The organism is Saccharopolyspora mangrovi, from assembly GCF_035320975.1.
Classification (GTDB): Bacteria; Actinomycetota; Actinomycetes; order Mycobacteriales; family Pseudonocardiaceae; genus Saccharopolyspora; species Saccharopolyspora mangrovi.
This window is the reverse complement of sequence record NZ_JAWLNX010000005.1, coordinates 101,791-114,287: the sequence shown is the minus strand read 5'-3', so window position 1 is coordinate 114,287 and position 12,497 is coordinate 101,791. Positions and strand designations below refer to the sequence as shown.

Genomic DNA, 12,497 nt, shown 5'->3' with positions numbered 1-12,497 from the left:
CTAATCTATGTCGGCCGCATTGTCTGGCCCCCGCAACGGCCTTCGAATTTCGCGCGAAATTCGAATCCCCACAGCGACGGCGGCGCCTCCGGGGAGGGAAGCGCCGCCGTTTCGCGTCGTGCGAGTCAGTCCATGTCGGTGGCCACGAGCTTGGCGACCTCGTCGAGGGCTGCCTCGGCGCCTTCGCCCTCGGCGGCGATGATGACCTCGTCGCCGAAGGAGGCGCCCAGCGTCATCAGGCCGAGGATGCTGCCCGCTTCGACGGGCTCGTTGCCCTCCTTGCGGATCGTGACCACCACGGGCTGGGCGGCGGCGGTCTTGGCCAGCAGAGCAGCCGGCCGAGCGTGGATGCCGACCTTGCTCGCTACGGTGACCCGTCGTTCAGACATCTCTCTCCTTCATCAGGGGCGGGCACCGACCCGCGCCGCCTTACTTCTTCTCGGGGGCCGGCGCGTCCTCACCGGCATTATCCGCATCGGCCGTGGCGCTGTCGTCCTCCTCGCGGCCCGGAGTGCGCAGGTTCCACCTGGTGATCACGAACCGGAACACCACGTAGTAGATGGCCGCGTAGGCCAGGCCGATCGGGATCAGCCAGATGGCGCCCTGGGAGATGCCGAAGTTGAGCACGTAGTCGATCGCACCGGCGGAGAAACCGAAGCCGGAGTGGATGTCCAGCGCGTTGACCAGCGCCAGCGAGGTGCCGGTGAGCACCGCGTGGATCAGCAGCAGCGGCCACGCGACGAAGATGAACGAGAACTCCAGCGGCTCGGTGACACCGGTCAGGAACGAGGTCAGCGCGACCGAGATCATCACGCCGCCGACGACCTTGCGCTGCTCCGGCTTGGCCGACTGCCAGATCGCCAGGGCGGCGGCGGGCAGGGCGAACATGAAGATCGGGAAGAAGCCGGTCATGAAGGTGCCCGCGGTGGGGTCGCCCTCGAAGAAGCGCGCGATGTCGCCCTTCTCGCCGTGGTAGTCGCCGAAGAGGAACCACACGACGTTGTTCGGGATGTGGTGCAGGCCGAACGGCAGCAGCAGCCGGTTGATCAGGCCGTAGAGACCACCGCCGATGACCGCCTGCTGGGTGACCGCGTCGGAGAAGGCCGTCAGCGCCGCGTCGAACAGCGGGAACAGCAGGCCCATGATCACGCCGACGACCAGCATCGACACCGCGGTCACGATCGGCACGAACCGCCTGCCGCCGAAGAAGCCCAGGTAGTCGGGCAGCTTGATGCGGTGGTAGCGCTGCCACAGCCAGGCCGCCACCAGTCCGGCGACGATGCCGCCGAGCACGCCGTAGGGGCTCTTGTTGAGCGAGGTTCCTTCCTCGGTGCCGGCGATCTCGGTCAGCACGCCGTGCAGGACCAGGTAGCCGACGGCACCCGACAGCGCGGTGGAGCCGTCGGCCTTCTTCGCGAAACCGATCGCCACACCGATGGCGAACAGGATCGGCAGGTTGTCGAAGAGCGCGCCACCCGCAGCCCCGATCACGCCGGCGACCGTCTGGAGCCAGGGCAGGGCGGCCCCGAGCCCTTCGGCACCGAGGAGGTCGTCCTGACCGAGCCGCTGCAGCAGCGCGGCGGCCGGCAGCACCGCGATCGGCAGCATCAGGCTGCGGCCGATGCGCTGGAGTTGCGCGAGCCCTCTGTTGCTCCCCTTCGCCTTGGCGGCGGTGGAACTCATCGGATACCTCCTGTGTGGTTCACCGGGGTCGGAAGATCATTGCAATTGCAAACGAATTCGGTGGTTCGCTGGTTCGTTGACCGGTTCTCGCCTCACTCGTCCGGGTCGCGGTCGAGCTGCATGGTCACCTGATAACGATCGCCGCGGTACCAGGAGGTCATGTCCTCCACGGGGCGTCCGCGCGCGGTGGAGACCCGCCGGAACACCAGCAGCGAGCAGCCGGGGCGGATGCCGAGCAGCCGGGCCGTTTCGGCGTCGGCGTCGTCGGCGAGCACGGTCTGCGTGCCCGACTCCAGCTGGAGCCCGTAGCGCCGGGACAGCAGCGTGTACAGCGACGCGGTGAGGTCGTGGTCGAGCAGTCCGGGCGCGGCCTGGGGGTGGTACCAGCCGCGCTCGACCGCCATCGGCATGCCGTCGGCCTTGCGCAGCCGGAACAGCCAGTACGCCGGTTCCTCCGGCGCGAGGCCCAGCGCCCGGGCGGTGGCCGGTGGCGGGACGGCCTCGGCGGCGTCGAGCAGCACCGTCTCGGGGTGCATGCCGCGGCGGCGCATGTCCTCGGTGAAGGAGGCCAGGTGCACCTGCCAGTCGATGCGCGGTCGGGTGGTGAAGGTGCCCTTGCCGCGCACCCGCACCAGCAGTCCCTCGGTGACCAGCTGGCCGATCGCCTCGCGCACCGTCAGCCGGGAAACGCCGTAGCGCTCCGCCAGATCCCGCTCGGAGGGCACGGCCGCGCCGTGCGGGAGCCCGTCGCTGGCGAGCTCGCGCAGGATCTCCCGCAGCTGCGCGTGCTTGGGCATCGGCCCGTCGCGCAGGCCGGGCGCGTGCTGGAGAGAGCTCGGTTCCTCTCCCATGCCGCCTCCTGCCGTGTCACGCTGACGTGAACTCGCCGCCGGTTCGGATGAGAACCGTGACCGTTCGTTGGTACTGTCCGGTCTAAACCAGTTGGTTGCGAAGAATGCGCCGTCACGCGATCAGGTGTCAACAAGGCTCGGTTTTCGTTGCCGCATCGACATCACGTGGCGCAAGATCGTCGCGTCGCGGTGGTCGAACCGCGGCGGCGAGAGCACGAAGGGAGCACGTGGTGGCTCAGGACAAGGCCGAGGCGATCCTCACCGCGCTGGGCGGCGGGGACAACATCGTCGAGATCGAGCCGTGCATCACGCGGCTGCGCTGCGAGGTCGAGGACGGCTCGAAGATCGACGAGGCCGGGCTCAAGGCCGCAGGTGCGCACGGCGTGATGGTGCAGGGAACGGTGGTGCAGGTCGTGGTCGGACCGGAGGCGGACACGCTGGCCGGCGACATCGAGGACCTGATGTGAGCACCGAGGTCGGCAGCCCGGTAGCGGGTCTCACCACGGCGCTCAGCGACGTGCCGGACCCGGTGTTCTCGCAGGCGATGGTGGGCCCCGGCCTCGCGGTCAAGCCCACCGGTGGTGCCGGCGACGTGGTCGCCCCGGTGGCGGGGGAGGTCGTGACGCTGCACCCGCACGCGTTCGTCATCGCCGCTTCCGCGGGCGGTGCGGTGCTGGTGCACCTGGGCATCGACACGGTGAAGCTCAAGGGCGAGGGCTTCACGCTGCACGTCGAGAAGGGCGATGCGGTCGAGGCCGGGCAGAAGATCATCACTTGGAACCCGACGGAGGTCGAGTCCCAGGGCTACGCCTCGATCTGCCCCGTCGTGGCGCTGGAGGCCCCCGCGGAGTCCCTGTCGGACCTGCGCGAGGACACCCAGGTCCTCGCGGGCGACCTGCTGTTCAACCTCGACGCCTGAACGGGAGCTCCCGACACGCGCCCCTTCGCGCCGCTGATGCCGGAGGCGACGCCGGGCTCCCGGCATCGTGCCCGGCATGTGCGCGTTGATCATGGCCGTGTCGGGGGCCCTCGCCGGGTGGGCCGGACGCCGGTGGCTCGCTCGGCTCCGGCGCGGCACCGAGGTGTCCGCCGGCTGGTGCGAGATCGGGGTCGCCGCCGCGTGGGCCGTCGTGGCCCTGCGCGGGATGCCCTGGTGGTGGATGCCGATCCCGCTGCTCGTGGGCTGGGGCGGGGTGCTCCTCGGGGCCTGCGACCTGCGTGTCCACCGGCTGCCCGACGCTCTGACCCTGACCGCCCAGCCCGTCGTCGCCGCGCTGCTGGGCCTGGCCGCGCTGCACCGGCCGGGGATCGTGCTGGGCTCGGTGGCCGGCTTCGTCCTGTTCTGCGGGACGTACCTGGTGGTCAGGCTCATAGCGCCGGCCGCGATGGGGGCCGGCGACGTCAAGCTGGCCGGGGTCCTGGGTGTGGTGGTGGGTGCGGTATCGGTCCAGGCCGTGGTCGCCGTGATGGCCGCCGCTGCGATGTTCACGCTGGTCGCTGCCCTGTCGCGGCGCACCCGGGCGGTCGCGCACGGTCCGGCGATGCTCGTGCCGTCCTGGCTGGTGACGCTGAGCTGGCCGTGACCCACCCGGGCGGGTTCCTCCTGGGCAGAGCGTGGCAGGATCTGTGGTGTGTTGCGCTGGATGACCGCTGGAGAATCGCACGGCCCCGCCCTCGTCGCGGTGCTGGAAGGCATGGTGGCCGGGGTCGAGGTGACCTCGACCGAGATCGCGACCCAGCTGGAGCGCCGCAAGCTCGGCTTCGGCCGCAGCCCGCGGATGAACTTCGAGGCCGACGAGCTCGAGATCATCGGCGGCGTGCGGCACGGCCGCACCCAGGGCGGCCCGATCGCGGTGCGCATCGGCAACACCGAGTGGCCCAAGTGGGAACAGGTCATGTCCGCCGACCCGGTGGACGAGGACGTGCTGGCCAACCTGGCCCGCAACGAGCCGCTGACCCGCCCGCGCCCCGGTCACGCCGACATCGCTGGCATGCAGAAGTACGGCTTCGACGAGGCCCGCCCGGTCCTGGAGCGCGCCAGCGCCCGCGAGACCGCAGCGCGCGTGGCCGTCGGCACCGTCGCCCGGCAGTTCCTGCGCCAGCTGCTCGGCGTGGAGATCGTCAGCCACGTCGTCAGCCTCGGCGGCGTGGACGCCACCGGCGAGGTGCTGCCCGGCCCGGACGACCTGGCCGCCATCGACGAGAACCCGGTGCGCGCCTTCGGCGACACCGCCACCGAGCGGATGATGGCCGAGGTCGACGCGGCCAAGAAGGACGGCGACACCCTCGGCGGCGTCGTCGAGGTCATCGCCTACAACCTGCCCCCGGGCATCGGTTCCCACGTGCACTGGGACCGCAAGCTCGACGCCCGCCTGGCCGGTGCGCTGATGAGCATCCAGGCGGTCAAGGGCGTGGAGATCGGCGAGGGCTTCGCCAACGCCCACCGCCGGGGCAGCGCCGCGCACGACGAGATCTACCCCGACCAGGGCGTCAACTGGGTCCGCCGCGACAGCAACCGCGCCGGTGGCCTCGAAGGCGGCATCACCAACGGCGAGCCGCTGATCGTGCGCGCCGCCAAGAAGCCCATCTCCAGCCTGCCGCGCGCACTGGCCACCGTGGACATGGTGACCGGTGAGCCCGCGCAGGCGATGCACCAGCGCTCCGACATCACGGCCGTGCCGCGCGCCGCGGTGGTCGCCGAGACGATGGTGGCGCTGGTGCTGGCCGAGGCCGCGCTGGAGAAGTTCGGCGGCGACTCGCTGCCGGAGACCCGCCGCAACGTCGAGGGCTACCTCGCCTCGCTGCGCGAGCGCGCGGAGAAGCGGCAGGTGCGGTGATGTCGCCGCGCGCGATCGTGATCGGCCCGCCCGGCGCGGGCAAGACCACCATCGGCAGGCAGCTGGCCGAGCGCCTCGGCGTGAAGTTCCGCGACACCGACGCCGACGTCGTCGCGAGCACCGGCCGCGAGATCTCCGACATCTTCGCCAACGACGGCGAACCGGCCTTCCGCGCGCTGGAGGAGCGGGTCGTCGACATCGCGCTGCGCGAGCACGACGGCGTGCTGGCGCTCGGCGGGGGAGCGGTGCTGTCCGAGCTGAGCCGCCAGCGGCTGGCCGGCCACCCGGTCGTGTTCCTGTCGGTCGGCCTGGCCGAAGGTGCCCGCCGCGTGGGCCTTTCCAGCGCGCGCCCGCTGCTGGCCGGGGTCAACCCGCGCGCCACGTTCAAGGCGCTGCTCGACGAGCGGCTGCCGATCTACCGCTCGGTGGCCGCCGTGGAGGTCGCCACCGACGAGCTCGCACCCGCGCAGGTCGTCGATCGGGTCGTCGACGACCTCGCGGCACTGACGACCAGCTAGGGGGTGTTTCGAAGTGGCGGAGCCACTTTCTCTTTCGGTGAGTGCGTGAGCAGCTTGCACCGCCGGAGGTTCTGAGGGGCTTCGTGGCGAGCACGCCGCGACGCCGTGTTGGGCATACATCAGGAGCGGCGCGCGGAGTCCACGGAGCCCCTCAGGTTCTCCTACTCGCACCGCCACGCAAAACGACCTCGATACTCTCTTGAGAACACCTCGATTGCCGAAGGGACGACGATGACCGAACCGGTTCGGATCAGCGTGAACGGCCAGCAGCCCTACGACGTGGTCGTGGGCCGGGGCTTGCTCGGTGAGCTGGTGGAATTCCTCAGCGGGGCGTCGAGCGTCGCGCTGGTGCACCAGCCCACGATCACCGCCACCATCGAGGCGGTCCGCGAGGAGCTGACCGAAGCCGGCATCGACGCGCACCGGGTCGAGATCCCCGACGCCGAGGACGGCAAGAGCCTGCAGGTCGCCGGGTTCTGCTGGGAGGTGCTCGGCAAGATCGGCATGGACCGCGACGGCGTCGTGGTCTCCTTCGGCGGCGGCGCGGTCACCGACCTCGGCGGGTTCGTCGCGGGCACCTGGATGCGCGGCGTGAAGGCCGTGCACGTGCCCACCACGCTGCTGGGCATGGTCGACGCGGCCGTGGGCGGCAAGGCCGGCATCAACACCGACGCGGGCAAGAACCTCGTCGGCCTGTTCCACGAGCCGAGCCTGGTGCTGTGCGACCTGGCGACGCTGGAAGGCCTGCCGCGCAACGAACTCCTGGCCGGCATGGCCGAGGTCGTCAAGGCCGGTTTCATCGCCGACCCGGAGATCCTGCGGCTCATCGAGGAAGACCCGGAGGCCGCCACCGACCCGGCCGGGGACGTGCTGGCCGAGCTGGTGCGCCGGTCGATCCAGGTCAAGGCCGACGTCGTGGCCTCCGACCTCAAGGAGTCGCACCTGCGCGAGGTGCTCAACTACGGCCACACCCTCGCCCACGCCATCGAGCGCCGCGAGCGCTACCGGTGGCGCCACGGGGCCGCGGTGAGCGTCGGCCTGGTCTTCGCCGCCGAACTCGCCCGGCTCGCGGGACGTCTCGACGACGAGACCGCCGACCGGCACAAGCGCATCCTCGATCTGCTCGGCCTGCCCACCACCTACGACGCCGACGCGCTCGGGTCGCTGATGGAGGGCATGAAGGCCGACAAGAAGAACCGGTCCGGCGTGCTGCGGTTCGTGGTGCTCGACGGCCTGGCCAAGCCGGAACGGCTGGAGGGCCCGGACCCGTCGCTGATCGCCGCCGCCTACTCGGCGCTCACCGGCGGTGAGAGCAAGTCCAGCACGGAGGTGCTGCTGTGAAGGTCCTCGTCCTCAACGGGCCCAACCTCGGTCGGCTCGGCAAGCGCGAGCCCTCGGTCTACGGCAGCACCACCCACGCCGACCTGGTGTCGATGTGCGAGCGGGCCGGTGCCGAGCTCGGCGTCGAGGTCGAGGTTCGGCAGACCGACCACGAGGGCGAGATGGTCGGCTGGCTGCACGAGGCCGCCGACGCGTCCTGGCCGGTGGTGCTCAACGCGGGCGCGTGGACGCACTACTCGGTCGCGGTGCGCGACGCCGCGTCGCAGCTGACCGCTGACCTGATCGAGCTGCACATCTCCAACGTCCACAAGCGGGAACCGTTCCGGCACACCAGCTACCTGTCCGACATCGCGACCGCGGTGATGGCGGGTCTGGGCGTTGCGGGGTACCCGCTGGCGATCCGCTGGCTGGCCGAGAACGCGGGGGAGTAGTGCGCGGCCTGCCGTTATGGCTGGTCGCCGTCACGCTGCTGGCGGGGTGCACGCAGGTCGACGGCAGCCCGGTGGTCCCGATCGCCGAGCAGCGCAAGCCGACCCCGGTGCCGCTGCCGGTGGAGCTGCGCACCGCCGGTGAGCGCGCGAGTCCGGGTGTGGTGGCGGCCGGCGGGTTCGCCGCGCCGTACAACTACGGGCCGTCGGTGCTGGCCGAGGGCGGTCGGTACCGGGCGTGGTGGTGCAGCCAGTTGCCGGGCGTCGGCCCGGCGGGCGACGACGTCCTGCACGCCTCGGCGGCCTCGCCGAACGGCCCGTTCGCCGACGCCGTCCCGGTGTTCTCCGGTGAACCGGGGCGCTTCGACGGGATGCACACCTGCGATCCGTCGGTGCTGCACGTGGGCGACCGCTACTACCTCTACTACACGGGTGCGGCCGGGGATCACGCGCACGGCAACACCATCGGCGTGGCCACCAGCGCGGACGGCGTCTCGTGGACCCGGGGGCCCGCGCCGGTCGTGACCGCGGCCGGGGAGGTGCAGCGCGGCAACGTCTACGGAGCCGGGCAGCCGTCGGTGGTGTTCCTGGACGGCTGGTTCTACCTGATGTTCACCGACACCACGGCCCAGGGCGCGGGCTGGAACGGTGCCGGGCAGTTCGTGCTGCGCTCGCGAGACCCGTTGTTCGCCGAGGACGTCCAGGCCTTGACCGAGCAGGGTTTCCGGCCCGCGGGGGCCGGGCGGACGCGTTCGGTCGTCGACGCGTTCAGCGCCGACTGGGCGTACTCGCCCGCCCTGGACGCCTTCGCCATCGCGCACCAGACCGAGGGCGGAACTCGGATCACGTTCTGGGACAGGGACTTCACCCGGCACCCCTACGAGCCGGTGACGATTCCCGGTCCGTGGCAGGAAGGTCCGGGGTTGGTGCGCGACGGTCGAGGCCACATCGGACGGTCCACTTCGGACCCGTGCGAGCGGGTCCAGCTCGACGTGCTGCGTGCCACCGCGCTCGCCCCGGCACCGACCGACATCCGGCACTTCGGCATCGACGTCACCAACGCCGGGGCCTGCACCACCACGCCGCGAGCGGCCCGGGCCCTGGACGGCTTCGCCGTCCCGTCCCCGGTGCGCACGATCGACCTGGTCCACGACGGCACCCGGGTCCGCTTCGAACGCCGCTCAGCAGCCGAAACCCTCGCCGCCGCGGTCCTCGACGACCGCCCGGGCCCCCTCGACGCCCTCCCGGTGACCGCCGAGATCCCTTCCGGCGCCCCTGCTTTGCGCTCCCCGGGAGGCGAGATCGCCCTTCTCGACACCCGAGGCCGCCTCTGGAAGGTCACCCCGGACACCGCAGCGGCCAACGCTTCCCCGATCACCGAGGCCACCCCCACCCAGTGGCACTCCCGCCCCCTCGCAGGCGACCTCCTCCCCTGACCGCACCAGCCCTCGCCCTCCCCAAGGCCCATTCGAATTTCGCGCGAAATTCAACCCCGAACTTCAGCCCTCGAATTTCGCGCGAAATTGGAATCCAGACCCCTGGCCAGGCCCTACACGCCCGAACGCGGGGGGTGATTCGAATTTCGCGCGAAATTCGACCGGGAACTTCGGCCCTCGAACTTCGCGCGAAATTGGAGGAGGGCTGGTCAGGAGGGTGTGCCTTGCTGGATGGTTCTGACGGTGAGGAAGTTGCCCGGGGCGTCGGTGTTGGAGCAGGCCGTGATCGTGAGGGGGACGAACACGGAGTCGTACTCCTGGGGTGGGTAGACGCGGAGGCCTCGCGCTTCCTGGGGTTGGCAGGTGGCCTCGTCGTAGTTCTCCGGGCGCGGGGCGGCCAGCGGGGCCCAGGCCTGGGCGCCGGGGGCCAGGGGGACGGCCGGGCCCTTGGAGCCGGAGCGGCCTGCGGGCTTGCCGATCTGGTGGCCGTCCTCGCCGCCGACGTAGGAGACGCCGGGGAAGCCCTGGATCTCGCAGGTGCGGTTGCCGGAGTTGGTGAACCGCAGCGCCTGGTGCACGGTTCCGGCGGCCGAGTCGACGTACTGCACCGTCACGGCCAGGTCGGCGACCTTGCACAGCTGCACCGACGGCGGTTCGTCCGGCGCCGGAGTCGAGGTCTCGGCGCCGGTCTCCGAAGGGTTGCCGGTTTCCGAGGTGGCCGGCTCGCTCTCCTCGGTCGCCTGGGACTGCGTCGTCTCCGGCGCCGGGTTGTCGATCGCGGTGCCGCCGGACGCTCCGGTGGAGCCTTCCTCGTTGCAGGCGCTCAGGCCCGCGGTCAGCAGTGCGGCGGTGGCCGCCAGGATGATCCTCGCCCGAGTCATGTCCTCGCCTCCTCCGTGCGGATCGCTCATCGGAGAAGACGCGCATCCGCTCCCGAGGTTGCCTCGAGTCGTGAGCAGAGGTAACTACCCCTGGTGGAAGGCCCGCCGGTACGCGGCCGGGCTGACGCCGAGCCGAGCGCGCAGGTGCTTGCGCAGCGACGTCGCCGTGTTCAGCCCGGACCGGGCCGCGACCTCCTCGATCGGCAGGTCGCTGAACTCCAGCAGGTGCCGCGCGTGCTCGATCCGCTGCCCCAGCAGCCAGTCCAGCGGCGAGGTCCCGGTCTCCTCCCGGAACCGCCGGGTGAAGGTCCGCACGCTCATGCCCGCGTGGGCGGCGATCGCCTCCAGCGTCAGCGGCTCGGCGAGCCGGTGCAGCAGCCACTCGCGGGTCGGGGCGGTGCCGGTGTCACCGGGGGAGGGCAGCGGGCGTTCGATGAACTGCGACTGCCCGCCGTCGCGCCAGGGCGGGACGACGTTGCGCCGCGCCGCCCGGTTGGCGACCTCGCTGCCGTGATCGCGGCGGATGACGTGCAGGCACAGGTCGATCCCGGCGGCCACCCCAGCGGAGGTCAGCAGGTCGCCGTCGTCCACGAAGAGCACGTCCGGACGCAGTTCGACCTGCGGGCACATCGCGCTGAGCCGGTTGGCGTACGCCCAGTGCGTGGTCGCCGGACGTCCGTCGAGCAGCCCGGCGGCGGCGAGCACGAACGCGCCGGTGCAGATCGACATGATCCGCGTTCCCGGGGGCAGCTCCTGCAAGTAGGCCGTGACCTTGGGGGCCTCGGTGAAGGTGCCGGGGTCGACTCCGGGCACGATCACGGTGTCCGGCTCGCGCAGCGCGTCCGTCCCGCACTCGGGCAGGACGGAGAAGCCCCTGGTCGTGGCCAGCGGTCCGCCGTCGATGCTGCACACCTGCACCTCGTAGAGCGGTCCGCCGGGCCCGGTGGCTCCGGCGAAGATCTGCGGCGGGATCGCCAGGTCGAACCCGACGACGGTCCCCACGCCCAGCACGGCGATCCGATGCGGCCTCATGGCCGAATCTTCCCACATGTTGTCCCTCCGGCCACTGGTTCGACCTCCGGGGTCCGATCATGCTGGTCGGCATGGTTCGAGTGCTGTCCTCGCGGGTCCACCCCGCTTGGTTGATCGCCGGTGTTGCGTTCGTGGCGTTGGTGGGGGCCGCTGCTTTCCGCTCCGCTCCCGGGGTGCTGATGGATCCGCTGCACCGGGAGTTCGGGTGGCCGCACGGGCTGATCTCGGCAGCGGTGTCGCTGAACCTGCTGCTGTTCGGCCTGACCGCGCCGTTCGCGGCGGCGCTGATGGAGCGCTTCGGCATCCGGCGGGTCACCGCCTCGGCGCTGCTGCTGGTGGGTGTCGGCAGTGGGTTCACGGTGCTCATGACGGAGCCGTGGCAGCTGATCCTGTGCTGGGGGTTGCTCATCGGGCTCGGCACCGGCTCGATGGCACTGGCTTTCGTGTCCACAGTGGTCGATCGCTGGTTCGTGGCCCGGCGCGGTCTGGTCAGCGGTGTGCTGACCGCGGGAAGCGCGACCGGCCAGCTCGTCTTCCTGCCGGTCGAAGCGCTGCTCGCCGAGCGCTGGGGCTGGCGCACCGCCTCGCTGACGATCACCGTCGCCGCGCTGCTGGTCGCGGTCCTGGTGTGGCTGGTGATGCGCGAGCGCCCGCGCGATCTCGGCACCTCCGCCTACGGAGCGACCGGCGAGGAACCGGAACCCGTCCGCGACCGGGGCAATCCCGCCCGGAACGCGATCAACGCGCTGGTCCAGGCCGCGCGCACGCCCGCGTTCTGGCTGCTGGCGGGCGGCTTCGCGATCTGCGGGGCGAGCACCAACGGCCTGGTCAACACCCACTTCGTGCCGGCCGCGCACGACCACGGGATGCCCAGCACGACCGCGGCCGGGCTGCTCGCGGTCATCGGCGTCTTCGACGTGCTGGGAACCGTGGCGTCCGGCTACCTCACCGACAAGATCAACCCGCGCGTGCTGCTGGCCGTGTACTACACGCTGCGCGGGGTGTCGTTGTTCGTGCTGCCGCAGCTGTTCGCGCCGACGCCCGGTGTGGAGATGGTGCTGTTCGTCGTGTTCTACGGACTGGACTGGGTCGCGACGGTGCCGCCGACGATGGCGCTGTGCCGGGAGCACTTCGGGTCGAAGGCCTCGGTGGTGTTCGGGTGGGTGTTCGCCTCGCACCAGGTGGGGGCGGCGGCCGTCGCCGGCGCGGCGGGGTTGATCCGCGACCAGTTCGGCGACTACGCGCTCGCCTGGTACGGATCGGGACTGCTGTGCCTGCTGGCGACGGCCTTCTCCGCATCGATCCGGAGAAACGCACCCAGGAATCCCGCCGCGGAGCGGGGCGCGAATTCGGCCCGGGCGGGTTCCTGAGGCACGGCCCATTGTGAGAGCGCTCCCAAGATCGGCCAAGCGGCCGAACCGACGTGTCCCCGCTGGGCCAGGCGGCCCAAGCGGGGGCGCGACCAGCGCGTTCGCCCCGCGAGCCGGGTG

Annotated in this window: 14 protein-coding genes; 9 read left to right on the top strand and 5 right to left on the bottom strand. The window is 71.3% G+C overall.

The window, feature by feature from the left end; genetic code table 11:
• Nucleotides 1–125: 125 nt before the first annotated feature.
• From R4I43_RS09250 to R4I43_RS09240, 3 genes are all read right to left on the bottom strand, one after another.
• Nucleotides 126–389, bottom strand: a complete 264-nt coding sequence (locus R4I43_RS09250) for an HPr family phosphocarrier protein (protein WP_324265147.1) — start codon at nt 387–389, stop codon at nt 126–128.
• Nucleotides 390–429: 40 nt separating this feature from the next.
• Nucleotides 430–1,683 carry a PTS transporter subunit EIIC gene (locus R4I43_RS09245; RefSeq protein ID WP_324265146.1) on the bottom strand — a complete coding sequence of 418 codons (1,254 nt, stop codon included), beginning with the start codon at nt 1,681–1,683 and terminating at the stop codon, nt 430–432.
• A 92-nt stretch (nt 1,684–1,775) separates the two neighbouring features.
• Nucleotides 1,776–2,534, bottom strand: a complete 759-nt coding sequence (locus tag R4I43_RS09240; protein WP_324265145.1) for a GntR family transcriptional regulator — start codon at nt 2,532–2,534, stop codon at nt 1,776–1,778.
• Nucleotides 2,535–2,638: 104 nt separating this feature from the next.
• Here R4I43_RS09240 and R4I43_RS09235 point away from each other — a divergent pair, with 104 nt between their 5' ends.
• The 8 genes from R4I43_RS09235 (at nt 2,639) to R4I43_RS09200 (ending at nt 9,094) form a co-directional block, all read left to right on the top strand.
• Entirely contained in the window at nt 2,639–3,001 is a 363-nt protein-coding gene (locus tag R4I43_RS09235) for a glucose PTS transporter subunit EIIB (protein WP_324265144.1), read from the top strand.
• Entirely contained in the window at nt 2,998–3,453 is a 456-nt protein-coding gene (locus R4I43_RS09230; protein ID WP_324265143.1) for a PTS sugar transporter subunit IIA, read from the top strand. The genes R4I43_RS09235 and R4I43_RS09230 overlap by 4 nt, the downstream gene beginning before the upstream one ends.
• A 76-nt stretch (nt 3,454–3,529) precedes the next feature.
• Nucleotides 3,530–4,117 carry a prepilin peptidase gene (locus R4I43_RS09225; protein WP_324265142.1) on the top strand — a complete coding sequence of 196 codons (588 nt, stop codon included), beginning with the start codon at nt 3,530–3,532 and terminating at the stop codon, nt 4,115–4,117.
• Between the two features lie 48 nt (nt 4,118–4,165).
• The gene (aroC, locus tag R4I43_RS09220; protein ID WP_324265141.1) at nt 4,166–5,371 is read left to right on the top strand and encodes a chorismate synthase; all 1,206 of its coding nucleotides are present in this window, start codon (nt 4,166–4,168) and stop codon (nt 5,369–5,371) included.
• Nucleotides 5,371–5,889, top strand: a complete 519-nt coding sequence (locus tag R4I43_RS09215; RefSeq protein WP_324265140.1) for a shikimate kinase — start codon at nt 5,371–5,373, stop codon at nt 5,887–5,889. Before aroC ends, R4I43_RS09215 begins: the two co-directional genes overlap by 1 nt.
• A 231-nt stretch (nt 5,890–6,120) precedes the next feature.
• Complete coding sequence (gene aroB, locus R4I43_RS09210) at nt 6,121–7,230, top strand: 3-dehydroquinate synthase (RefSeq protein WP_324265139.1); 1,110 nt, start codon at nt 6,121–6,123, stop codon at nt 7,228–7,230.
• Entirely contained in the window at nt 7,227–7,661 is a 435-nt protein-coding gene (gene aroQ / locus R4I43_RS09205) for a type II 3-dehydroquinate dehydratase (RefSeq protein ID WP_324265138.1), read from the top strand. Before aroB ends, aroQ begins: the two co-directional genes overlap by 4 nt.
• Nucleotides 7,661–9,094 (top strand): glycoside hydrolase family protein, encoded by a 1,434-nt coding sequence (locus R4I43_RS09200; RefSeq protein ID WP_324265137.1) that lies wholly within the window; start codon nt 7,661–7,663, stop codon nt 9,092–9,094. The genes aroQ and R4I43_RS09200 overlap by 1 nt, the downstream gene beginning before the upstream one ends.
• Nucleotides 9,095–9,303: 209 nt before the next feature.
• Here the strand turns inward: R4I43_RS09200 and R4I43_RS09195 are convergent, their stop codons facing one another.
• Nucleotides 9,304–9,975: a DUF4232 domain-containing protein gene (locus R4I43_RS09195; RefSeq protein WP_324265136.1), complete on the bottom strand. Its 672-nt coding sequence runs from the start codon at nt 9,973–9,975 to the stop codon at nt 9,304–9,306.
• A gap of 84 nt (nt 9,976–10,059) precedes the next feature.
• Complete coding sequence (locus R4I43_RS09190; RefSeq protein ID WP_324265135.1) at nt 10,060–11,007, bottom strand: GlxA family transcriptional regulator; 948 nt, start codon at nt 11,005–11,007, stop codon at nt 10,060–10,062.
• Nucleotides 11,008–11,078: 71 nt separating this feature from the next.
• On the opposite strand from R4I43_RS09190, the gene R4I43_RS09185 reads away from it, so the two are divergent.
• Nucleotides 11,079–12,377: an MFS transporter gene (locus tag R4I43_RS09185; protein WP_324265134.1), complete on the top strand. Its 1,299-nt coding sequence runs from the start codon at nt 11,079–11,081 to the stop codon at nt 12,375–12,377.
• Nucleotides 12,378–12,497: the final 120 nt, after the last annotated feature.

Coding starts and splice junctions, on each gene's coding strand:
- aroB (WP_324265139.1), top strand. CDS start 6,121: ATGACCGAACCGGTTCGGATCAGCGTGAACGGCCAGCAGCCCTACGAC.
- R4I43_RS09240 (WP_324265145.1), bottom strand. CDS start 2,534: ATGGGAGAGGAACCGAGCTCTCTCCAGCACGCGCCCGGCCTGCGCGAC.
- R4I43_RS09250 (WP_324265147.1), bottom strand. CDS start 389: ATGTCTGAACGACGGGTCACCGTAGCGAGCAAGGTCGGCATCCACGCT.
- R4I43_RS09195 (WP_324265136.1), bottom strand. CDS start 9,975: ATGACTCGGGCGAGGATCATCCTGGCGGCCACCGCCGCACTGCTGACC.
- R4I43_RS09215 (WP_324265140.1), top strand. CDS start 5,371: ATGTCGCCGCGCGCGATCGTGATCGGCCCGCCCGGCGCGGGCAAGACC.
- R4I43_RS09190 (WP_324265135.1), bottom strand. CDS start 11,007: ATGAGGCCGCATCGGATCGCCGTGCTGGGCGTGGGGACCGTCGTCGGG.
- R4I43_RS09225 (WP_324265142.1), top strand. CDS start 3,530: ATGTGCGCGTTGATCATGGCCGTGTCGGGGGCCCTCGCCGGGTGGGCC.
- R4I43_RS09245 (WP_324265146.1), bottom strand. CDS start 1,683: ATGAGTTCCACCGCCGCCAAGGCGAAGGGGAGCAACAGAGGGCTCGCG.
- R4I43_RS09185 (WP_324265134.1), top strand. CDS start 11,079: ATGGTTCGAGTGCTGTCCTCGCGGGTCCACCCCGCTTGGTTGATCGCC.
- R4I43_RS09235 (WP_324265144.1), top strand. CDS start 2,639: ATGCGCCGTCACGCGATCAGGTGTCAACAAGGCTCGGTTTTCGTTGCC.